The 19,906-nt window shown below is 57.7% G+C and carries 21 protein-coding genes and 1 tRNA gene; 11 read left to right on the top strand and 11 right to left on the bottom strand.

What is annotated here, in order from left to right; all coding sequences use genetic code 11:
• Positions 1 to 13: 13 nt before the first annotated feature.
• The 6 genes from H6G07_RS25070 to H6G07_RS25045 all read left to right on the top strand — a co-directional run bounded on the left by H6G07_RS25070 (position 14) and on the right by H6G07_RS25045 (position 6,271).
• Positions 14 to 502: a low molecular weight protein-tyrosine-phosphatase gene (locus tag H6G07_RS25070; protein ID WP_073611027.1), complete on the top strand. Its 489-nt coding sequence runs from the start codon at positions 14 to 16 to the stop codon at positions 500 to 502.
• A gap of 38 nt (positions 503 to 540) precedes the next feature.
• A complete protein-coding gene (locus tag H6G07_RS25065) occupies positions 541 to 2,289 on the top strand; it encodes an alpha/beta hydrolase (protein WP_084173657.1) in 1,749 nt (582 codons plus the stop codon).
• 41 nt (positions 2,290 to 2,330) lie between these two features.
• Entirely contained in the window at positions 2,331 to 2,822 is a 492-nt protein-coding gene (locus H6G07_RS25060) for an ATP-dependent zinc protease family protein (protein WP_073611029.1), read from the top strand.
• 14 nt (positions 2,823 to 2,836) lie between these two features.
• On the top strand, positions 2,837 to 3,757 hold the full coding sequence (gene rimK, locus H6G07_RS25055) for a 30S ribosomal protein S6--L-glutamate ligase (RefSeq protein ID WP_073611030.1): 921 nt from the start codon (positions 2,837 to 2,839) through the stop codon (positions 3,755 to 3,757).
• Between the two features lie 194 nt (positions 3,758 to 3,951).
• Complete coding sequence (locus H6G07_RS25050; RefSeq protein WP_073611031.1) at positions 3,952 to 5,250, top strand: HhoA/HhoB/HtrA family serine endopeptidase; 1,299 nt, start codon at positions 3,952 to 3,954, stop codon at positions 5,248 to 5,250.
• Positions 5,251 to 5,620: 370 nt separating this feature from the next.
• Complete coding sequence (locus H6G07_RS25045; protein ID WP_073611032.1) at positions 5,621 to 6,271, top strand: TIGR04282 family arsenosugar biosynthesis glycosyltransferase; 651 nt, start codon at positions 5,621 to 5,623, stop codon at positions 6,269 to 6,271.
• Positions 6,272 to 6,287: 16 nt separating this feature from the next.
• Here H6G07_RS25045 and H6G07_RS25040 read toward each other — a convergent pair whose 3' ends face one another.
• Entirely contained in the window at positions 6,288 to 6,800 is a 513-nt protein-coding gene (locus H6G07_RS25040; protein WP_199312436.1) for a rhodanese-like domain-containing protein, read from the bottom strand.
• 7 nt (positions 6,801 to 6,807) lie between these two features.
• Here H6G07_RS25040 and H6G07_RS25035 point away from each other — a divergent pair, with 7 nt between their 5' ends.
• On the top strand, positions 6,808 to 7,530 hold the full coding sequence (locus H6G07_RS25035; protein ID WP_242026985.1) for a DUF547 domain-containing protein: 723 nt from the start codon (positions 6,808 to 6,810) through the stop codon (positions 7,528 to 7,530).
• A gap of 211 nt (positions 7,531 to 7,741) precedes the next feature.
• Here H6G07_RS25035 and H6G07_RS25030 read toward each other — a convergent pair whose 3' ends face one another.
• Positions 7,742 to 8,482, bottom strand: coding sequence for a TIGR04283 family arsenosugar biosynthesis glycosyltransferase (locus tag H6G07_RS25030; RefSeq protein ID WP_073611034.1), 741 nt, complete (start codon positions 8,480 to 8,482; stop codon positions 7,742 to 7,744).
• A 213-nt stretch (positions 8,483 to 8,695) separates the two neighbouring features.
• Between H6G07_RS25030 and H6G07_RS25025 the strand changes: the two genes are divergently transcribed.
• A tRNA-His gene (locus tag H6G07_RS25025) sits at positions 8,696 to 8,768 on the top strand.
• A 114-nt stretch (positions 8,769 to 8,882) separates the two neighbouring features.
• Here the strand turns inward: H6G07_RS25025 and H6G07_RS25020 are convergent.
• The 3 genes from H6G07_RS25020 to H6G07_RS25010 all read right to left on the bottom strand — a co-directional run bounded on the left by H6G07_RS25020 (position 8,883) and on the right by H6G07_RS25010 (position 11,279).
• The gene (locus H6G07_RS25020) at positions 8,883 to 9,053 is read right to left on the bottom strand and encodes a hypothetical protein (protein ID WP_171973106.1); all 171 of its coding nucleotides are present in this window, start codon (positions 9,051 to 9,053) and stop codon (positions 8,883 to 8,885) included.
• Between the two features lie 162 nt (positions 9,054 to 9,215).
• Positions 9,216 to 9,959: a glycoside hydrolase family 24 protein gene (locus tag H6G07_RS25015; protein ID WP_244901966.1), complete on the bottom strand. Its 744-nt coding sequence runs from the start codon at positions 9,957 to 9,959 to the stop codon at positions 9,216 to 9,218.
• A 135-nt stretch (positions 9,960 to 10,094) separates the two neighbouring features.
• On the bottom strand, positions 10,095 to 11,279 hold the full coding sequence (locus tag H6G07_RS25010) for an NAD(P)H-quinone oxidoreductase subunit H (protein ID WP_073611044.1): 1,185 nt from the start codon (positions 11,277 to 11,279) through the stop codon (positions 10,095 to 10,097).
• A 99-nt stretch (positions 11,280 to 11,378) separates the two neighbouring features.
• Between H6G07_RS25010 and rsmH the strand changes: the two genes are divergently transcribed.
• Both rsmH and H6G07_RS25000 read left to right on the top strand, forming a co-directional pair.
• Positions 11,379 to 12,251, top strand: coding sequence for a 16S rRNA (cytosine(1402)-N(4))-methyltransferase RsmH (rsmH, locus tag H6G07_RS25005; RefSeq protein WP_073611035.1), 873 nt, complete (start codon positions 11,379 to 11,381; stop codon positions 12,249 to 12,251).
• A gap of 201 nt (positions 12,252 to 12,452) precedes the next feature.
• A complete protein-coding gene (locus H6G07_RS25000; RefSeq protein ID WP_084173659.1) occupies positions 12,453 to 12,641 on the top strand; it encodes a hypothetical protein in 189 nt (62 codons plus the stop codon).
• A gap of 706 nt (positions 12,642 to 13,347) precedes the next feature.
• Here the strand turns inward: H6G07_RS25000 and H6G07_RS24995 are convergent.
• The 6 genes from H6G07_RS24995 to H6G07_RS24970 form a co-directional block, all read right to left on the bottom strand.
• Positions 13,348 to 14,070 (bottom strand): lipase family protein, encoded by a 723-nt coding sequence (locus tag H6G07_RS24995; RefSeq protein ID WP_073611037.1) that lies wholly within the window; start codon positions 14,068 to 14,070, stop codon positions 13,348 to 13,350.
• A 76-nt stretch (positions 14,071 to 14,146) separates the two neighbouring features.
• Positions 14,147 to 15,769: a S8 family serine peptidase gene (locus tag H6G07_RS24990; protein WP_073611038.1), complete on the bottom strand. Its 1,623-nt coding sequence runs from the start codon at positions 15,767 to 15,769 to the stop codon at positions 14,147 to 14,149.
• Between the two features lie 120 nt (positions 15,770 to 15,889).
• Positions 15,890 to 17,980 (bottom strand): potassium channel family protein, encoded by a 2,091-nt coding sequence (locus H6G07_RS24985; protein ID WP_073611039.1) that lies wholly within the window; start codon positions 17,978 to 17,980, stop codon positions 15,890 to 15,892.
• Positions 17,981 to 18,112: 132 nt separating this feature from the next.
• Positions 18,113 to 18,250 (bottom strand): hypothetical protein, encoded by a 138-nt coding sequence (locus H6G07_RS24980; RefSeq protein WP_171973107.1) that lies wholly within the window; start codon positions 18,248 to 18,250, stop codon positions 18,113 to 18,115.
• 9 nt (positions 18,251 to 18,259) lie between these two features.
• Positions 18,260 to 18,418 (bottom strand): hypothetical protein, encoded by a 159-nt coding sequence (locus H6G07_RS24975; protein ID WP_190740806.1) that lies wholly within the window; start codon positions 18,416 to 18,418, stop codon positions 18,260 to 18,262.
• 52 nt (positions 18,419 to 18,470) lie between these two features.
• On the bottom strand, positions 18,471 to 18,749 hold the full coding sequence (locus tag H6G07_RS24970) for a hypothetical protein (RefSeq protein WP_073611040.1): 279 nt from the start codon (positions 18,747 to 18,749) through the stop codon (positions 18,471 to 18,473).
• Positions 18,750 to 19,339: 590 nt separating this feature from the next.
• Between H6G07_RS24970 and H6G07_RS24965 the strand changes: the two genes are divergently transcribed.
• Positions 19,340 to 19,837: a hypothetical protein gene (locus H6G07_RS24965; RefSeq protein WP_139297202.1), complete on the top strand. Its 498-nt coding sequence runs from the start codon at positions 19,340 to 19,342 to the stop codon at positions 19,835 to 19,837.
• Positions 19,838 to 19,906: the final 69 nt, after the last annotated feature.

Here is a 19,906-nt window from a genome sequence, read left to right as displayed (position 1 = left end):
GGCTGTCAGTGCTATGACAACGCGCCTTTTATTCGTGTGCCTGGGCAACATTTGCCGGTCGCCCTCGGCAGAAAACATTATGAATCACCTGATTGAGCAGCGGCAGCTGAGCGATCAGGTAGTGTGTGACTCAGCGGGCACCGCCAGCTACCATGTGGGCAGTGCCCCCGATCGCCGCATGGCCCAGGCTGCCCAGGCCTACGGCATTGACCTGGTGGGTCGCGCTCGCCAGTTTGACCCCGTTGACTTTGACCGCTTTGACTACATTTTGGCGATGGATCGCCAGAATTACCGCGATATTTTGGCCCTCGACCCCGCTGGCCAGTATCGCGATCGGGTGCGGCTGATGTGTGACTTTTGCCGCACCCACCCCGACAAAGACGTTCCTGATCCCTACTATGGTGGCCCTGAAGGGTTTACCTACGTCATCGATCTCCTGCTAGATGCTTGCGAAGGGCTGCTTGACCACATTTCAGCACAGCCTGTGGCCATTCCCCATTAGCGGCTTCTCTGCGCACCGTGACCTGACAAGGCCCTGCCATGCTTTCTTTTATGAAAACCCCGCGCCCCTGGCGGCGGCTTTGGCTGTCTTGGTCTCTAGGGCTTTTAGGGGCGCTGGCGACGGCCCTGCCAAGCGCCGCTGCCGAAAACCTGATTGTCACCTTTGGCATTTTGCAGCGCTCCATTCCGATCGCCGATTTAGAACGATTTGCGGCCACGGGCGAGCTCACGCCTCAGCTGCAAGCCTATCGACGACAGCTCCAGATTTCCGATGAGCAGCTCGGCCAAATTCGAGAGGTGTTGAGCACCCCAGCGGGGCTGAGCCCGGTGGCGGTGGCCCAGTTTCTCTACACCGAGCAGGGGGTGCTGCTGCTGGAGCAGATTGGTCGGGTGGTGCAAACCCCCGTGCGCCAGGCCAATGTGCAGGCCCTGCGCGGGGCTTTGATTTTGGCCGCTGCTGACCCCGAGGGCGGCTTTACCCTGGTCAATGTGCTCAAGACCTACCCCACCGAGGCCATGCGCATCGACCTGATCGAGGGGCTGGCAATCGCCCAGGAGATCAACCAGACAATTTTGCAGTCGGAAGCAGCCTTTAACCAGGTGCAGGCGATCGCCGCCGCCGAGGCCGCTGCCAACCCAGTCGATGCCACCGCGCTGCTGCAACTGGTGGAGAGCGAGCGTCAATATGGCGTCGATCGCATTCAGGTCGTGGTGCCGGGGTTGCCCAGCCCGGTGCAGATCTATTTGCCCGAGGTGCTGCCGGGGCGACAGGGAGTACCGGCCACTGGGTTTCCCCTGGTGGTGATCTCCCACGGGCTGGGGGGCACCCTCAACAGCTACAGCTATCTGGCAGAATATCTGGCCACCGGGGGCATTGCGGTGGCTACCCTGGAGCACCCTGGCAGCAACGATCAGCAGCTCTATGCCCTGCTGGCGGGGCGCTCTGACGCGGTGGTTCAGGACGAAGAGTTTTTGCGTCGGCCTCGGGATGTCTCGTTAACCCTCAACACACTGGCGCGGTTGAACCAGAGCCCCTCCCCCCTGCGCAGGCGGCTCGATCTGGAGCGAGTGGGGGTGATTGGTCAGTCCTTTGGGGGCTATACAGCCCTGGCGCTGACCGGGGCGAATTTTGATGAGGCGGGGCTGGCGATGGCCTGCCCCCCTAGCACGCTGTCGTTTAATCCGTCGCTGCTGTTGCAGTGTCAGGCGGCGCGGTTGAGCAACCCAGGCAGCGGTCTGGGTGATCCCCGCGTCAAGTCGGTGTTTGTGATGAATCCCATTGGCAGCGCCCTGTTTGGGCCGACTGGCTACGGCCAGATCGAGGTGCCGATCATGGTGGTGGCGGGCACGGCTGATACGGTGGCACCTGCCTTTCCAGAACAGATTGAGCCGTTTACCTGGCTGACCGCCCGCGATCGCTACCTGCTGCTGATCAACCGGGGCACTCATTTCTCAACGATTGGCGATATTGCCCAGAGCGATCAGCCGCTGACGATTCCGCCCGAGATTGTGGGGCCAAACCCTGAGCAGGTGTGGTTCTACATGCAGGTGCTAGGGTTGGCTTACTTTAAGCTCACCCTAGAGGGCGATCAGCGGTTTCAGCCCGCTCTGACTCCCGCCTTTGCGGCGGCTCTTGGCGGTGAACCCTATTTGCTGAGCCTGCTGGCCACCCTCACTCCTGAGGGTCTGCAAAATTCACCCGATCGCAATCCTGAACTGGAGGGCGACTCCCCAGACCCGCTGACAGACCAGCCTTTGACTCCTCTTCCCCAGACGGGGAACCCCTAGGCTAAAACCGTCCCTTGTCCTGTTATGCTCTCAGAGGTGGTATGCGTTCTGGTGCTGCAACGGCTGCAATTATTGGTTGGCGAGAGTGGATAGCCCTGCCGACGCTGGGAGTTCAGGTCATCAAAGCCAAGATTGACACCGGGGCGCGGTCGTCGGCTCTCCATGCCTTTGCTGTGGAGCGATTTGAGCGGGCAGGCAGGGCTATGGTGCGCTTTCACGCCCACCCAATCCAGCACAATGACGATTATATTGTTACCGCCGAGGCCGCTCTGCTAGAGGAGCGCATGGTGCGCAACTCAGGCGGGCAGGAGGAACTGCGCCCGGTGATTGAAACCCTGGTGCAGGTAGGCGGTGCGGTATGGGCCATTGAGCTGACGCTGACGAATCGAGATGAGATGGGCTTTCGCATGCTGCTGGGTCGCCAGGCGGTACGCCGCCGCTATTTGGTGGATCCGGGGCGATCGTACCTGCACCCCTTGCCCGAACAGACCCCTTTGCCGATATCTACCCCTAAGCACTACCCCCAAGGATGACTCCTAGAAGCGCCATGAAAATTGCGATTTTATCCAGGGATGCCACCCTCTACTCGACGCGGCGACTGAAGCAGGCGGGGGAAGAACGTGGCCACGAAGTACAGGTGATTGACCACCTGCGCTGCTACATGAACATCACCTCCCACCAGCCCAAGGTGATGTATCAAAGCCAACCCCTGATCGATATTGATGCGGTGATTCCCCGCATCGGAGCGTCGAACACGTTCTACGGCACGGCGGTGGTGCGCCAGTTTGAAATTATGGGGGTGTTTACGGCCAACACCTCCATGGCGATCTCCCGATCGCGCGACAAGCTCAGGTCGCTTCAGATCATGGCCCGTCGAGGCATTGGCCTGCCGGTGACCGGCTTTGCCCACTCCACTAAAGACATCGACGGCCTAGTCGATATCGTCGGCGGTGCCCCCCTCGTGATCAAGCTGCTGGAAGGCACCCAGGGCATTGGCGTGGTGCTGGCTGAAACCCAGCAGGCGGCCAAGTCGGTGATTGAAGCCTTTCGCGGCCTTGACGCCAACATTTTGGTGCAGGAATTTATTAAAGAAGCGGGCGGCATGGATATTCGCTGCTTTGTGATTGGCGACAAGGTGGTGGCCGCCATGAAGCGCCAGGGGGCACCGGGAGAGTTTCGCTCTAACCTGCACCGGGGTGGATCGGCCAGCCGAGTGCGCCTTACCCCCGAGGAACGCAGCACCGCCATTCGCGCTGCCAAGGCCATGGGCCTGCGGGTGGCTGGGGTCGATCTGCTGCGTTCTAACCACGGCCCCGTGGTGATGGAGGTCAACTCGTCGCCCGGCCTAGAGGGGATCGAAAAGGCTACCGACATAGACGTGGCGGGCAAGATTATTGACTTTGTAGCCAAACACTCCGCGCCCCACGTACCCAAAAAGGACAAGGATCGCGACGGGATTAAATACTAGAGGGCTTGGAAGCAAGGTTTAAGACCGTTCCCTAACCCTTACACCCTCAAACCTATACCCCATCCCTCCTGCGCCAAATCGTCACAGTCAAACGGGCCAAAGTGTCACAGCTTCGCCACCCACCCGCCATTGCTGCGCCATACCATAACTCTATTGTTGTAAACATCAAGCGAGATACAAACGAGGTAACAGCAATGGAGAAGGATGGTTCTGAGCGGGGTTCTAGGCGCAGTGTGCGGCCCGCCGCTAAGTCGTTAGCCCTGGTGATGTTAGGGGCAGGAATTGCCACTGCCGGTGGCCAGGCCATCAGCGCCCTGGTGCAGCCTTCGACCAACAGCCAGCCGACTACGACCGATGTCTTTTGGGACAATGGCTTCTGGAATGGCGATCGCGATTCAGCCGCCCCTGAGACAAAAGCTCAAGAGAGCGAACCCCAGGGCAGCGTTGCTCAGAATGGTCAGGCGATCGCACCCTCGGTGTCTAGTCCCAACGTCATCGCCGACATTGTGCGCCAGGTAGAACCCTCGGTGGTTCGCATTGATGCGGCCCGCACGGTACAAACTAACCTGCCGCCGATGTTCCAAGACCCGTTCTTCCGACAGTTCTTTGGCAATATGCAGATGCCTCAAGGGGAGCAGGTGCAGCGGGGCGTGGGCTCTGGCTTTATCACCTCCGCCGACGGGCAAATTATCACCAATGCCCACGTGGTAGCTGGGGCCGATGAAGTGCAAGTCACCCTAACGGACGGTCGTAGCTTTACTGGCGAGGTACTGGGGGCCGACCAAGTGACCGACGTGGCCGTGATTAAGATTGAGGCCAATGACCTGCCTACCGTATCCGTCAGCGACTCGGATCAGCTTCAGCCGGGTGAGTGGGCGATCGCCATTGGCAACCCGCTCGGCCTCGACAGCACCGTCACCGCCGGGATCATCAGCGCCACTGGCCGCTCTAGCCGCGAGGTGGGCGTGCCCGACAAGCGGGTTGAATTTATTCAAACCGACGCCGCCATTAACCCCGGTAACTCCGGCGGCCCCTTGCTCAACCTCAACGGCGAGGTGATTGGCGTCAACACGGCCATTATCCAAGGAGCGCAGGGGATTGGGTTTGCCATTCCCATCAACACCGTGCAGCGGATCAGCGCCCAACTGATTGAAACTGGCCGGGTGGAGCATGCCTTCCTCGGCATTCAAATGGCGAATCTGTCACCCGAGATTAAGGAAAACATTAACAACCGTCCTGACCGGCCTTTCACCGTGGAGGAAGAGGAGGGCGTACTGATTGTGCAGGTGATGCCTAACTCCCCGGCGGCCCGAGGTGGCCTGCGTGAGGGTGACGTGATTGTGGCCGTTGAGGGCCAGCCCGTTAAAGAAAGTGCCGCTGTGCAGCAAGCGGTGGAGGGCTCGACCGTGGGCCAAGATCTGGCCTTGACCCTGCGGCGCGACGGTCGTGAGCAAACGATTACGGTGCGGCCTGGCAACGTGCCGACTCGCTAATGCATCTACCAGGTTCCCCTCGTCACGGTGGAACCGATGCATCAAGGTGCGGCCTCGGTCGCGCCTTTTTTGTTGGTGTTGCTGAATTGAGGAATGAATCTGCAAAAGCAACAGTTGCTGCATCGCCCCCCAACCCCCCAAATTTGGGGGGCTTTGAAGTCGTCTGGTTCCCCCCAGAATTGGGGGGCTAGGGGGGCAAATCATACCGTTGATCAGCAATGCCTTTTTGTTGGTGTGGACTAGGGCGGCGGGGCGTCGTTGGGTAACGGAATATTGATAGCTCGTTGCCTTGCGATCGCCCCAAGTTGGTTTCTAGAGCAACACCGACCCATGATAGATAGCACAGATACCGTTAGGGGCAGGTTCTACGATGGCTCGATCACAGGCCAGTGCTGACGAGAGGCTCTTTGGCCTGCTAATGTTTACCCGCTACCCAGAGCCCGGACGCACCAAAACTCGCCTGATTTCCCACCTGGGGCCAGAGGGGGCGGCGACTCTCCAGCGTCAGATGACTGAGCATGTGCTGGCCCAAGTGACGGCGGCGGCCCAGGGTTTGCCCCTGGCGGTGGAGGTGCATTTTGCGGGGGGCAGTCTGGGTCAAATGCAGGGCTGGCTGGGCAGTGCTGTCACCTATTGCGCCCAAAGCTCAGGTTCCCTGGGCGATCGCCTGATCGCCGCTTTTGGCCAAAGCTTTGATCTGGGCCGCCCTGGGGCGATCGCCATTGGCAGCGATTGCCCCGCCCTGGGCGTTGAGCACTTAGCCGCCGCTCTCCAGGCGCTAGAGCGGGTCGATGTGGCGATCGGCCCCGCCACCGACGGTGGCTACTACCTGATTGGGCTGCGGCAGCTAGAGACGGCTCTACTCAAAGATATCGATTGGGGTACCGATCGGGTGCTGGAGCAAACCCTGGCGATCGCCAGGGCCCAAGGTCTCACCGTTGAACTGCTGACCCCCCTCACCGATATCGACTATCCCGCCGATCTTCCTCAGTGGGAGCGCATCGTCAGCGGGGGTATCTAGACAATGCCGTTTTAGGCTACTCCCCATCGTCCCTGGACAGGGGGGCAGCGAGGCCAGGCTTGAGCAATATTCCCCAGCTGGCATTGTAGGGATGCACGCGGGGTGCTGGCTCGCTTTGGCTAGCTAGCGATCGCCCCTCATTAGCCCACTTAAAGATTGACCCCGCCAGGTTATAGACCTCGGTGTAGCCCAACCCTTGCAGTTGCTCCACCAGCCGAGCCGAGCGATAGCCCACCGAACAGTAGGCCACAATGGGGCGATCGCGGTCTAACCCCAGGGCCAGCGCCGCCTCTAGACTGGCGGCGCAGTGGGCTTCCGGCAGGTGGCTAACGGCAAACTCGTCGTCTCGGCGCACATCAAGCAGAATAGGGGAAGGTGCTCTGGCCTGGCTCAGCCAATCGGCGAGCTGTTGGGTCGTCAGAGTTGGCACCTCCGGAAACGCCCGCTGCACCCAGCGGTCTACTGCCCACCAGGCCAAGGTCTGTGCTAAGGGCCGTAGCGGCACCATTGGGTTTGGCATTGGGAACATAGGCATTATGCGCCAGGCGCAGGAGATGGGCATGGTGAATTTTACTCCTTGGAATACGCTGCTTCAGACCTACGTCGACGACCAGGGCCGGGTTGACTACGCCCGCTGGCAGCGCGAAGCTGCCCCCGATTTAGACGCCTGGCTGACCTCGTTGCCCGACAGCCGCGATGGCCTGACCGCTGAAGAATCGCTGGCCCTGCTGATCAACCTCTACAATGCCCTCGCCATTCAGCAGGTGCTATCCCGCTACCCCATCGACTCGATTTTGCCCAAGGTGCTGGGAATACCTAACTGGCTAGCCTTCTGGCGATTTTTCAGCCGCTCCCTCTACGAACTCGACGGCAAATCCGTCAGCTTGAACAATCTGGAACACGACCTCCTGCGCCCCCAGTTTAAAGAGCCGCGCATTCACTTTGCCCTGGTCTGTGCCTCGGGGGGATGCCCCATTTTGCGTAACGAGGCCTACTGGCCCGATATTGTTGAGGCCCAGCTCGAAACCGACGCCCACCGCTTCATCCACAATCCCGACAAGGTGCGCTACGACGCCGACGCTGGAGTGCTCTACTGTAGCAAGATCTTTAAGTGGTACAGCAAAGACTTTTTGCGGGTTGCCCCCTCGGTGCCCGACTACATTGGCACGTACCTCAGTCCGAGTCCGTCCCTATCGGCGCTGACTGAGATTCGCTACCTAACCTACGACTGGAGCCTAAACGATCAGCGTCCTCGGTAGTTGCCCTAGTTAGTTAGACAGCCAACTAGGGTTAGGACGACTGGACAGACTATTGTGCGCTCCTGCGGTTGAGCTTGGGGCCATTGAGCAGGTGCTGGAACCGTCTGCGTTACCCGCAATGGCGATCCATTGTGCGCCGCCCCAACAACCAGTAGCCGTGACTGGGATTCCTCGGGTAATAGCCGTTGCTCTTTTGCTATATCCACCGACCCTAGCGAACCTCTTCATAAAATCGCTTCAGGGTGGTAGCAGGCACCCCAATGCCCCATAGCACCCCGATCATTAAGTAGATGGCGTTGGCCTTTAAAGTTCCCCAGGCGGCCACCCGCCGGTCTGAGGATTGCACGACTCGGCTGAGCTGGCGCAGGCGGCCCCGGCGGCAAAGCTTCAGGCACAGGTCGGCTTCTTCCATGATCGGTAGGGCCGGGTCGAAACCGCCACAGGCCATAAAATCGGCCCGACGGCAGAACATGACCTGGTCGCCAAACAGCAGGCGCAGCCCACGGATAAACAAATGGGGCCGAAACAGCAGCGGCGCGTAGTAGGTTTTAAGAGCATTGTGCAGCGAAATGCCCCAGCGAATTTTTTGCGGCCCGGCCATCAGGGAAATAAACCCGCCGCCAGCCACCCTGGGATTGGCCAAGGTGCTTTCGACTACCTGTACCAGGTCATCGGGGATGAGGGTGTCGGCGTGAAGAAAGCACAGCACGTCGCCTTTAGCGGCAGTAGCCCCCCAATTCATCTGCACCGATCGCCCTGGGGCAGGAGCCTGAAGCACCGTCAATGGCAGGCGATCGACCCAGGCGAGTGCGATCGCCAGAGTGCGATCGCGGCTGCCCCCATCTACCAATAAAATTTCGCGCGGCGGTGGGCTGAGACCCTGCAACCCACTGAGGGTACGGTCTAAACAGGCCGCCTCATTCCAGGTGGGGATGATGATTGAAACCGGCATGGCAACCCCTGAGACAGATAACCCCAATACGGCACAACATTGCCCCCTGGAGGCAAAAATAGCCACCTCCAACGGGGAGAATCTCAGTCTCCTCAGGTGCCTTTAAATCAGCCCCCGCTACGGAGTCTGAGCCTTAGAAACTATCAAAACAAAAGTTAGCGCGGGCGTGGCACTGGGGCGATCATCAATGCTATATTAAGTAGCGCGAATACGGCGGGTGTAGCCAAGTGGTTAAGGCAGTGGATTGTGATTCCACCATTCGTGGGTTCGAGCCCCATCATCCGCCCTTGTTTCATGTACAGTGACACTTTATTTGTCACTGTACAGTCAACCTAATACCTGTGGCCTTCTTTAGAGAAGCCCTAGCTGCCCTGAAAGACAATCCCATCGGTACAGCGTGCTAATTTGCGATCTTGGCATGCCCTAGAAAGATGGTTGATCGCTGAGGACAGACGCCGGGGAGCAAATTCCAGCCATCGCGCTGATGGCTGATGTAGATGAGGCCGATCGAAAACGGACGATCGCCCCACATCATGCCCTCAGATTGAGCTAACTGCGCTGCGATCGCCACTGGCTTGAGTTGAGGGTTTAACGAAATATTCGCAAAATTAGCTGGTTCTTTGCGAAATGGTACTCTCTGGCGCTGTAGTTATCTTTGGCAAAGTTGAAGTTGAGTCACCCTGCCCCCTCGGTATACCTATACTGAGGGGGCAGCGGTTTTTTGCTGATAATTTTAGGGCAGTTGCCCAGAGGTCGTTGGCAAAGCCTTGCTGGAGGCAGATCGCGCCAGCTCTTCCTGGAGCAGGTTCTCGTAGACGCGAGGCAGTCGGGCGGTCATGCTGTTTGACTCGATGCCATAGCCTAGGCTGGTCCAGGTGCCAGAAAGACGGCGCAACACTTCATCGAGGCGACCGTCCCGCAGGGCACTGGGAATATCTAAGTCCCAGGCAGAAGTGTCTCTGAGCCAGTGGTAGACCACCAGATCTTGCGATTCGGGGTCAAAGCTGTAGTCGCCCCAGGCGCTAAACCAGCTAGAGGACTTGGGATGGTACTGCTGGGCTTTTTCTTGCCAGGTACCGGTCAAAAACTGGTAGCGCCCAGCAGCGGTAGTGCAGTGCCCTTGATTTGGCCCCGCTACAATCTCAACGCAGATATTGGGATGGCGGTTGAGTTGCTGTACGGTGTTGCCGCCGTAGAGCACGTTGTAGGGCTGATTGGTATTTGACTCGGCGGCAGAAATCGTGCGCATCAGGGCACGAATGTAGGGGTCACCCCCCGCCATGGCCAGCGGCTCAGGATGGCTAACCCATACGCTCTCTTGAATCTGCCGCAGCGAGGGATAGGGCAGCGATCGCACTCCCACTACCCCTGCACCCAGCAGCAGCAAGGCAATCAACACCGCTCGCCGCTGCTTTGCCTTTTGAATGCGGCGCTGCCGGACGAGGGTAGGAGAGGGGCTAGAAGGCAGTGAGGTCACAGGCGGCAGCATGATTCAGGAACAGGGAGCTAGACGCACCAGCAAGAGCAGGGCAAGTGCCCTCTAGACAGTGCAAAGCCTAGGCCATCGCCATGGTAGCTTATCGGCCCAGAAACCTGAGCCGGGGTGCGGCCCCTAGCGATCTACCGACCCCATAATGATGTCGATGCTGCCCAGAATGGCCATAATATCGGCCACCTTCACTCCCTTCAGCAGGTGGGGCAAAATTTGCAGGTTGTTAAAGTCAGCGGCCCGCACCTTGAAGCGCCAGGGGAAAATGTTGTCGTTACCGATGATAAAGACACCTAGTTCTCCCTTGCCGCTCTCTAGGCGCACATAGTGCTCCCCAGCCGGAATTTTGAAGGTAGGGGCAATCTTTTTGCCAATGAACTGATAATCAAAGCTGTTCCACTCCGATTTCGGGCCTTCGGCCATGCGCTTGGCCTCAAGATTCTCAAAGGGGCCGCCCGGAATTTGGGCACAGGCCTGACGCAAAATTTTGACGGATTCTCTCATTTCGCGAATGCGCACCTGGTAGCGGGCCATGCAGTCGCCAGCAGTTTCGTACTGCACATCCCAGTCAAAGTCGTCGTAGCACTCGTAGTGATCGACCTTGCGCAGATCCCACTTGACGCCCGAGCCCCGTAGCATGGGGCCTGACAGCCCCCAGGAGATCGCCTCGTCGCGGGTAATGGTGCCAATGCCCTCAATCCGACGGCGAAAGATGGGGTTGTTGGTGATTAGCTTTTCGTACTCATCAACCTTGGGCAAAAAGTAGTCGCAAAAGTCGAGGCACTTGTCGAGCCAGCCATAGGGCAGGTCAGCGGCTACGCCACCAATGCGGAAGTAGTTGTTGTTGACCATGCGGTAGCCGGTTGCGGCTTCCCACAGGTCATAGATCATCTCGCGCTCGCGGAAGATGTAGAAGAAAGGGGTCTGAGCGCCGACGTCAGCCAGAAAGGGGCCAAGCCACAGCAGGTGGTTGGCAATGCGGTTGAGCTCCAGCATGATGACGCGAATGTAGCTGGCCCGCTTAGGCACCTCGATGTTGGCCAGCTTTTCAGGGGCGTTGACGGTAATCGCTTCGTTAAACATGCCCGCTGCGTAGTCCCACCGGCTCACGTAGGGCACAAACATAAGGTTGGTGCGGCTTTCAGCGATTTTCTCCATGCCTCGGTGCAGGTAGCCAATCACCGGCTCGCAGTCGATCACGTCTTCGCCGTCGAGGGTGACAATCAACCGCAGCACCCCGTGCATGGAGGGATGGTGGGGCCCCATGTTGAGCACCATGGGTTCGGTCTTAGTTTCAATAATCGACATAGGGGCTACCCAATCGTCAAAATCTAGTTCTGCTGTATCTTTGAGTATCTTAATGGGTATCGCCTCAGTTGGCATACGAAGCAGGGATTGAGATTGCTGATGGCAGAGCCAGAGTTTTATCATGTGCCGGTGCTGCCTGAGGCAGTGGTCGAGGGGCTTAACATTCAGCCTGGTGGGCAGTATTTAGATGCGACTGCTGGTGGCGGTGGCCACAGTCGGCTGATCCTCGAAGCTGACCCCACGGTGAGGGTGGTGGCGGTGGATCAGGATGCGGCGGCGATCGCAGCCACCCAAGCCAACCTGGCCGAGTTTGGCGACAGAGTTTCGCTGTGGCACGGCAATTTTGCCGACTTTAACCCCGCCGGGAACCTATTCAACGGTGTTTTAGCCGATCTGGGCGTAAGCTCGGTGCAGCTCGATGTGGGCGATCGCGGCTTTAGCTTTCGCCAAACCGCCCCCCTCGACATGCGCATGGATCCGCGCCAAGACCTTACCGCTGCTGACATCGTCAACCACTGGGATGAAACCGAGCTGGCGAACTTGATCTATACCTACGGCGAAGAACGGCTTTCTCGCCGCATTGCCCGCAAAATTGTTGACCAGCGCCCCTGGCAGACCACCACCGATTTGGCTGAGGCCATCTCCTACTGCGTGCCGCGTAGCTATCGCTACGGTCGCATTCATCCCGCTACGCGCACCTTTCAGGCGTTGCGGATTGCGGTCAATCAGGAATTAAAAGTATTAGAGACTCTGCTGAAAGTTGCGCCGAGCTGGCTCACCCCCGGTGGACGGCTGGTGATCATCAGTTTCCACAGCTTAGAAGATCGCCTGGTTAAGCACACCCTAAAAGACGCTCTCGATCTGAAGGTAATTACTAAGAAACCCGTGATTGCCACCGAAACTGAAGTGGGCCAAAATCCCCGTGCCCGTTCGGCCAAGCTGCGGGTGGCCGAACGCGTTGTGGCGCTGTAGCCTATCGATCAAAGCTGCGATCGTTACGTTTATTGATGAAGAATTTGCCCTAAACGTAGCTGAGGTAACAATCGCGCAATCTAGGGTAAAGATTAAAATTAATTCGCAAGAAAAAGACTTGCCTCACAGTTCCTTCATATAGGATTAAAAAGTAGGAAAAGATTCCTGCACAAATTTCAATCCTCACTATAAGAAACCACCATGAACACCCTGAGCGACAAGAGCTACTGCTTTTCTGTGCTGCCTGGAACTCGCGATCATCGGGGCTTTTTTGTACAAGATACAACCTACGAATTAGTCGATGTCAGTGCGGCAGGCTGGGCGCGTATCTGTTTAGACAGCTCTGCTTGCTACTACGTAGATCCTGCCAACATCAAAGCCTTTTGTTAGTTCGATCAGGGTTAAACCAGCCTGAGTTCTGACCTTGGGTAGAGTTGGTGCCAGATCGATCTGGGCTTTGCCTTTGGTTTGAATGAATGTGTGAGGAAAATTTATTTCATCCATAATTCTTGCGAAAGATCGTTAACCATCATGAACGCTGCAACCCGAGTGTTTTCTGTGTACGTGTCGGATTTTGCTATTGAGCTTCGAGATGATGGCAATCAATACTCTGGGGATGGGCGACTAGTTTGTAGGCAGCGTAACTACGACAGTCTGTTTAAGTTTGCTAAAAACATGGCACTCAACCACGCTGTTCCTCTGCGGGATTACACTCGCTCAGAGGCTCAATACCAGTACTAGGTAGACGAGCGCTGCGTTATCTTGTGATTCGTTTTATGCCTTTGGAGAGCGGTTGAAAAGCGGCTTGCTGTGGCTTTATTCACCTGCTGATTTCCCCTGCCCATATCTAATGGGCAGGGGGATTTTTATGCTTACAACAAAGAACTGGATGAAGTCAAGTCTAGAGGTGCAATGTCAGGTTTTCCCTGAATGGGAAACCTGGCTGACACAGAGACTGAACCCATCAAAAAAGGGGCCATTGCCTCTACCCCTAGCTAGAACTGTCTGAGCGATCGCTGAGTTTGAAGCGATTAGACGGCAGAGCCTATAAGCAGCTTGCGTGGTGCGATCGCCTTTAATTCTCTCCCATATTTCCTCAGGCAGCCTCGACTTCCGCTGCTAGTCCGGCAATGTAGCCGTCGATCGAGTGGTCGCTAAAGCGGCGGCTGAGCACCTGCCAAGTCCAGCGAGAGCCGAGCTGAATGGCTTTTTCTACATGGTCAAAGCCCTGCCAGGTGCGGGGAATGCGGGTGACAATGTCCCAGCCGTAGATAAAGCGGTAGCTGTTGGGAATGCGGCCATTGTACGACTCGGCCATGGCGCGGTTGCCCACCCGAGGCGCACCAAAGGTGTAGACCTCAAAGCTGAGGTCGCGCTTTTTGCCCAGGTTGTACTGAATATCGAGGGCGGCGATGGTGGCGAGTGCTCCGCCCAGGCTGTGGCCGGTGACGATGACATGCTGGCCGACAAACTTTTCCATGGCGTCTAGCAACTGCTGGCGCACGGCAAAATAGGCACTCATAAACCCCTGGTGAAACTTCACCTCGGTATTGCCGTCGGCGTAAGGGTAGATTTGCTGGCGAAACTGAACGTTGTTCATCCAGTCGATGGATTTGTCGGAGCCGCGAAAGACAATGTAGAGGCGATCGCTGGTCATCTCATTTAAAATCGACACCTGGGTGTCGGTGACGCCATTGTCCTGGCTTTCCACAAACACCGGCTCAATGTCGGGATAGCTCGAAAACCGCAGGCCGCTAAAGTCGCGGTAGACCTCCTGGCACAGGCGAGCACATTTGAGAGCAACGGCGTAGTCAACCATAGGGCATTCCTCCAAAAGGGGCTTGGGTTTCCTTAGAGATATTGCAGAGAAGTGGCTGAAACTCCTGCTGGAGCGTCTAGGGCGCAGGCACCGACCACCAGGCCAGGGCGTAGGGCTGGGTGGGTTCGCTATGGGCCTGCTGCTGATAGATAACTCTCAGTTTGTACCGACCCGTTTCCGGAATTTGATAAAAAATGTGCTCAACGCTGTCAACCTCGCTCACTGAAGACCACACGCTCTTGGTGATGTCGTCTTCGTCGGCGGGCATCAGGTACAGATTGAGGTTGTTCAGCCCCTTGTTGTTAAAGCCCTCGCCCAGATCGTAGAGGCCGTTGTTGTTGGCATCGGCCAGCTCTACTATTCGCTCCCAGGCTAGGGTGGCCGACAAAAAGCTGCCCGCTTGCAGGGCATCGGCAAATTCGTAGTCTTGCACAGTGGCGGGCTGGGCCTCCAGTTCGGCGAAGTTCCAGCCGATGGCGGGGATCGCCTGGTCGGGGCCAGTGGCACCGGGGGCTAGCTGCTGGTAGGCACGGTAGGCGTTGAGGTGCCCTGTACCCAGGTCGCTGTGGAGCGGAATTTGAGGGTCGCGATAGGCGTCAGACTCTAGCCAGGAGCGGTTGCCGTCGTCTACCAGGGTGCGGCTCATGCCCAGGCGCAGACCGTCGCCGCTGTCTTTGATTTTGTCGGCAGAGTTGAGCAGCACGGCTTTCATCACCATGGGGTGACGGGCATTGAGCGACCAGTTGGGTGACCCGGTGCGAAACTGGCGATCGACAAACTGCTGCATCAGGGCAATGGTGCCTACCACGTGGGGTGAGGCAAAGCTGGTGCCGCTAGAGCGCCGCACCTGCCCGTCGGGGTCAATTAGCTCAATGTCGCTGCCGGGGGCCACCAGGGTAATCGAGCGGCGCGGGCCTTCGTTGGTCTCGGGGGCAGTCTGGCGCGATCGCATCGTCGGTTCGCTGCCCAGGTTAGAGTAGTCGATTTTGCTGAACTGGCCATTGACCTGGCGCGAGTAGGCGATGTTCAGCCCGTTAAAGTTGTCGGTGGGAATGGGAATGCCGCCACCCCCCTGGTTGCCCGCAATTACGTACAGCGCGCCATGTACCCGCGACGACCAGTCGATGCACTGAGTGAGCAGGGCATTGCCGTCGAGCACCGCGTTGGGGCGCGGATCGCGGCCCAGGGGTTCGCCAAAGCTAAAGTTGATCGCCCGCACGTCACCGCCATTTTGCGAGGCCACCGACTGGGCGGCGAGGCATTCTTCGGGCTGGGCGCTGCGATCGCCTAAAGGCCCCACCGCTCCAGAGTACAGCATGGCCTCTGGGGCAACTCCCGTACGCAGCTTGTCCTGGCTGATCATGACGCTGGCCACATTGGCGGCGTGTCCGTCAACATACTCATCGGCCACGGCCCAGCCGTCAAGCACCAGCACGCGCCGCACCACCACGGGTAGGGTTTCTGAGGCCACTTTGTCAAGGCCAAACTGGCTGGGGCGGCCAATCTCAACCTGGCCAATGGCAATTTTTGCGCCGGTGAGGTTGTAGGGTTCACCGTGCAGCCGTAGCGCGTCAATCCCTGGGGCACCCACCGATTCGGTGAGGGCCAGCCCTGGCAGGGCAAAGGGCACCAGCGCACCGATGCCCCCCAGCCAGAGAAGCACCTTCAGCCGAAGCTGAGGCTCTTGGTGCTGCGTCATCTGTCTGCCCTGCTTAGCCATAGCCTCGTCCTGCTGCAAATATCTCTGGGCAAACTCTATCGCAAAGGCTTTGGCCCCGACCGAAAAACCGCCGAATCTATCTATTTCTTCAGAAATTCTCTAGGCAGGCGGTGGCACCACCTTGGCCTTGACCTGGGCTCGGGTCAGCAGGCGGCTGAGGCGCAGAGCCTGGTGGCGATAGAGGGGCAGCGGCAGTGTGCCGGGCAGCTGGGTCATAAACTCCCGCGCGTCGCCCAGTCGATAGCCCGAGAGGCGGGCGATTTCAGCGGCCCCGTCAAACAGGGCATCGGCGGTCAGCGCCTTTTCGAGGTGAATGTGCCAGGTGCGGGGAGCCATCTGGCGCTGCTCAATGCGGCGCAGGCCGCTGATGGTGCCCAGTACCACCAGGCGATCGCCCGGCTGTAGTCGAATATCGTCAGAGGGCATGATTTTACCGGGCTGGCCCTGGGGCTGATGCCATAGGGGCACAACGCCGTAGCCGTAGGCCACCTCCGACAGCAGCAGGCCCACCAGGGTGTCGCCAGGTTCGATCTGGTACTGGGTAATCAACACCGTCTGGTCATAGAGTCGAAACAGGCCAATCACCTGTTCACCAAAAGCCGCCCCGGCAAAGGCCTCAGCCGACAGCGCCGAGGCACAGAGCACCTGGGCAAAGGGAAAGATCTGGGCGACGCGATCGGTAAACTGCTGGTCGTAGGTGCGAATGATGGCCCGGCAGTGGGGGTTGAGCCGGTGGGCTAAGAGCCCCATCTCCAGATTTTGAATTTCGTCTTCGCTGACGGCGACCACACTTTTGGCGGTGGCCAGGTTGGCCCGATCTAAAGCGGCGGTGACGTCTCCGGTCAGCAGCGGTACCTGGGGCAGCACGTCGGCATCCAGGCCGTGGGACGAAATACCCACAACCGGCTGGTTGAGTTCTTGCAGGGCCGCCAGCACGTAGCGCCCGACGCGCCCCAGCCAGATCACCACCACATGGTCTTTTTCGGGCACCGGGGGACGGCGCTCCCTAAACTCAAACCGCAGGGTGAGCAGCTTTTCGGTGAGTAGGGCGTAGAGCACCCCCACAAAGGCGGCTCCGGCCACCGTTAGCACCACCCCAAAGGTTTGCAGCAGGCGCGGATGATCAAAGTTCTCCAGGGCCGTGTAGACATCGCCGTAGCCGCCAAACAGGGTGACAAAGGTGTACAAAAACGCCTGAAATAGGGAGAGGTCGTCGGGAGCATTGGCGTCTAAGAGTAGGGTGCCGACTAGACACAGGGCCAGCACGGTAATGCCGCAAAGAATGGCCACCTGTCGCAGCTGACCTCCAGCGCTGGGCTGCCCAAGGCTGAACAAGTCTTGCCGCAGGGCGGGCCAGTCGCGCAGGCGGGCGATCGCCCGCCTCAGACCCTTAAACACCCCCCGGCGTAGTGGTTTAGGAGATTCGCCGGGGAGCGATGGCCCCTGGGGGCCGGTTCCTGACCATCGCAGATGGGCGTCGCACTCAATCAGGACGACCTCGTCGTCGGGGCGCAGCAGGGTGTCGGGTAGCCATCTATAGAACAGCGTAGAGGGGCTGACAGCGACCCTCGCTGGATCGATCTCAACGGGAGTATGGCAGAGCACCCGGCGATGGCCGGTCTCTAGCTCGTGAATCTGGCGGCGATCGCACCAGCGATGCCCCAGCTCCAGCCGCTGCTTCACCACCTGAAAGCGGTGGCCATCGAGGCTAAAGTAGCCGATTAGTTCTTCCCCAAAGGCCCCAAGGGCAAAGGCCGGAGCCGCTAGCTGCGTAGGCTCAAAGGCAACAAAGTTTTGAAGCTGCTGCTTCATCAGGTCGTTGAGGTTTTGCTTATCCGATCGCATCACCAGCCGCACTTTAGGGTTCAGCACCCGCGCCGTCAGCGCCGCCTCCAAATTGACTCGTTCATCCTGAGTCACCAGCAGCACCGCCCGACACTGGCGAATACCCGCCTTCTCCAGCACCTCCGCCGAGCGGCAGTCACCAATTTCTAAGTGGTCAATTAAATGTCGCAGGTGGGGCACCTCCCACTGGTCGGGTAGGGTGTTGTTGATGGCGTGCACCGGCACCCCAAAGCTCTTGAGATTGGCTACACAGTTTTGGCCCAGGCTGCCCAACCCACACACCAAAAACCCGTCGCTGGCCAGGGGCGGCGAAGATTTCAGCGGCTGAGGAACTGCGTCGAGCACAGAAAGGGCAGGGAAGTAGAATGCCGCTATTGTAGGCGGGAGAATTGAGCAATGGCTGCTTCGCAGACAAGTTTGCGGCCAACATTGGTCAAATGGTGAGCCCTATCTCAATGCAAAACGAAATATCCTAAGCTAACCTACCGCAGAGCCGTACTTTGGGTCTGCAATGCCAAACTGCTGTGCCACATTAGCGATCTGCTGTGCCACATTGGCGATCTGCGCCCTCAGATCACCAAACCGCTGTGCCAGATCGATGATCTGCTGTGCCACATTGGCGATCTAAGGGTGCAGATCACTAAACTGCTGTGCCAGATCGGTGATCTGCTGTGCCACATTGGCGATCTGAGGATGCAGATTGCTTCGCAACGCTGCGCGAACGTAACCCGCTGTGCCACTTTGCTCAATCATGGTGGTTAGAGGCCGGGTGCTTTGGCCCATAGCTCAGTTTGGGCCAAAGCTAGCGCGGCCCCGGCTTCGCTGATCGGTAGAGCTACTCCTCTATAAGTAGAGTTTTAGTCAAAATCACCATCCACGGCATGTCTGGGGAGGCTGTGCCTACGACTCCGCCCGGTGGCACGGGGATGGGGTCGCTCCAGTCGTTGGGGTCGGCGTAGCCGTGGGCATGGAGAATTTTGATGGTGCGGTCTATGGCGGCCAGGCTGCCGTAAAGCAGGTGACGCACTTTCTCGGGGTGAGTTTGGGGGTTGCTGCGCGAAGACGGCGGCAGGTTAGATGCGCCGCGATTATCGGGTTCGAGATATTCAAACATCGGTTCTGTTTCCTTGACGTAGGGTGGCAAGAAACAGAACGCGAAAACCCTAGCCACCCGCAGCTTGAGGTGCAAACTGGGGGGCTAGGGTACCATGAGCCTAGCCACGCAATCTGCGGCGTAGATTTGCGGGGTCAGCTGTCGGTTGGTGGTGCAAACACCTTCCGGCAGCGCTAAAGTTTCCGAGTTCTGTGTGGTCACCGCTCTGCTGAACGGCTTAACGCAAAAAAGTACTGGTACAAAAGCTCCCCGTCAACCGTATATCAGCAGGAACGCTTTAGAGCGGCGCGGTTTTATGCCCTACCTCCAGGGCGGGCGTCAAAATATAACGTCATGATCCTATGCGCATGCACCTGGCAAAGTTAAAAACATACGGATTTTTTTCTGCCTGTCTATCTAGGCGAGAGATATTATGCAAGTTACTTGCTGCCTATCTACCCTACCAAGGCGCTTGGGCTGCAAGTGATCTGCATATCTACCTTATAGAAGAAAATCAAGCTCTCTCTGAAATTTTATGACGGAGAGAGTTTTGCCCAATGTCACGGATGAGTCTTATCACAATTTCTAATCTAGGAAAATGAAGGTTAACTATGGCTAGAGTAAAATTTTCTGACATCAAAGCGACTTACAGTACACTTTGGTCAACTGTGACAGTCACCGACATTTCATCCACTGACAAGGCTGTCACTAGAATTATGCAAAACAAGGCTATTTATGAAGAGGCCCAAAAAGGGAGTCGGATATGGTGGCCTGTAATTGCTGCTATCCATAATCTGGAATCTTCATTGTCTTTCAAAGGACATCTCCACAACGGTGATCCATTAACTTCAAGAACCCGCAATGTTCCTGCCGGTAGACCAACTGATGGAAATCCTCCCTTTATATGGGCTCATTCGGCATCTGATGCCTTAGCAATGAAGTATACCGATGAAGTTGATTTTTTAGATACTCCTGAAGAAATTCTATGGTATTGTGAGCGTTTTAATGGTTGGGGATATCAGTTGGGAGCTGGTCAAAAAACTACTCCTCCACAACGCTCACCTTATCTGTGGTCTAAGAGGGCGTTTGAAAAGTTGATTGGGCAGTAAAAAAGCTCACACGGTCTAGGCTGAGATTACTAAGACTACAGCCCCGTGAGAGCGATGAGTAAAGCCTAC

Origin of the sequence: Phormidium tenue FACHB-1052, from assembly GCF_014696675.1 — a bacterium.
Taxonomy (GTDB): Bacteria; Cyanobacteriota; Cyanobacteriia; order Phormidesmidales; family Phormidesmidaceae; genus Nodosilinea; species Nodosilinea tenuis_A.
The sequence above is the reverse complement of the archived record's forward strand: the minus strand, read 5'-3'. Positions and strand labels throughout refer to the sequence as shown.

Excerpts from the sequence above, each read along its gene's own strand:
- rimK (WP_073611030.1), top strand. The coding sequence starts at position 2,837 with ATGAAAATTGCGATTTTATCCAGGGATGCCACCCTCTACTCGACGCGG.
- H6G07_RS25050 (WP_073611031.1), top strand. The coding sequence starts at position 3,952 with ATGGAGAAGGATGGTTCTGAGCGGGGTTCTAGGCGCAGTGTGCGGCCC.
- H6G07_RS25045 (WP_073611032.1), top strand. The coding sequence starts at position 5,621 with ATGGCTCGATCACAGGCCAGTGCTGACGAGAGGCTCTTTGGCCTGCTA.
- H6G07_RS25065 (WP_084173657.1), top strand. The coding sequence starts at position 541 with ATGCTTTCTTTTATGAAAACCCCGCGCCCCTGGCGGCGGCTTTGGCTG.
- H6G07_RS25000 (WP_084173659.1), top strand. The coding sequence starts at position 12,453 with ATGAACACCCTGAGCGACAAGAGCTACTGCTTTTCTGTGCTGCCTGGA.
- H6G07_RS25030 (WP_073611034.1), bottom strand. The coding sequence starts at position 8,482 with ATGCCGGTTTCAATCATCATCCCCACCTGGAATGAGGCGGCCTGTTTA.
- H6G07_RS24975 (WP_190740806.1), bottom strand. The coding sequence starts at position 18,418 with ATGGGCCAAAGCACCCGGCCTCTAACCACCATGATTGAGCAAAGTGGC.
- H6G07_RS25040 (WP_199312436.1), bottom strand. The coding sequence starts at position 6,800 with ATGTTCCCAATGCCAAACCCAATGGTGCCGCTACGGCCCTTAGCACAG.
- H6G07_RS24965 (WP_139297202.1), top strand. The coding sequence starts at position 19,340 with ATGGCTAGAGTAAAATTTTCTGACATCAAAGCGACTTACAGTACACTT.
- rsmH (WP_073611035.1), top strand. The coding sequence starts at position 11,379 with ATGGCAGAGCCAGAGTTTTATCATGTGCCGGTGCTGCCTGAGGCAGTG.
- H6G07_RS25070 (WP_073611027.1), top strand. The coding sequence starts at position 14 with ATGACAACGCGCCTTTTATTCGTGTGCCTGGGCAACATTTGCCGGTCG.
- H6G07_RS24970 (WP_073611040.1), bottom strand. The coding sequence starts at position 18,749 with ATGTTTGAATATCTCGAACCCGATAATCGCGGCGCATCTAACCTGCCG.
- H6G07_RS24990 (WP_073611038.1), bottom strand. The coding sequence starts at position 15,769 with ATGACGCAGCACCAAGAGCCTCAGCTTCGGCTGAAGGTGCTTCTCTGG.
- H6G07_RS25035 (WP_242026985.1), top strand. The coding sequence starts at position 6,808 with ATGCGCCAGGCGCAGGAGATGGGCATGGTGAATTTTACTCCTTGGAAT.
- H6G07_RS25060 (WP_073611029.1), top strand. The coding sequence starts at position 2,331 with ATGCGTTCTGGTGCTGCAACGGCTGCAATTATTGGTTGGCGAGAGTGG.
- H6G07_RS25010 (WP_073611044.1), bottom strand. The coding sequence starts at position 11,279 with ATGTCGATTATTGAAACTAAGACCGAACCCATGGTGCTCAACATGGGG.
- H6G07_RS24995 (WP_073611037.1), bottom strand. The coding sequence starts at position 14,070 with ATGGTTGACTACGCCGTTGCTCTCAAATGTGCTCGCCTGTGCCAGGAG.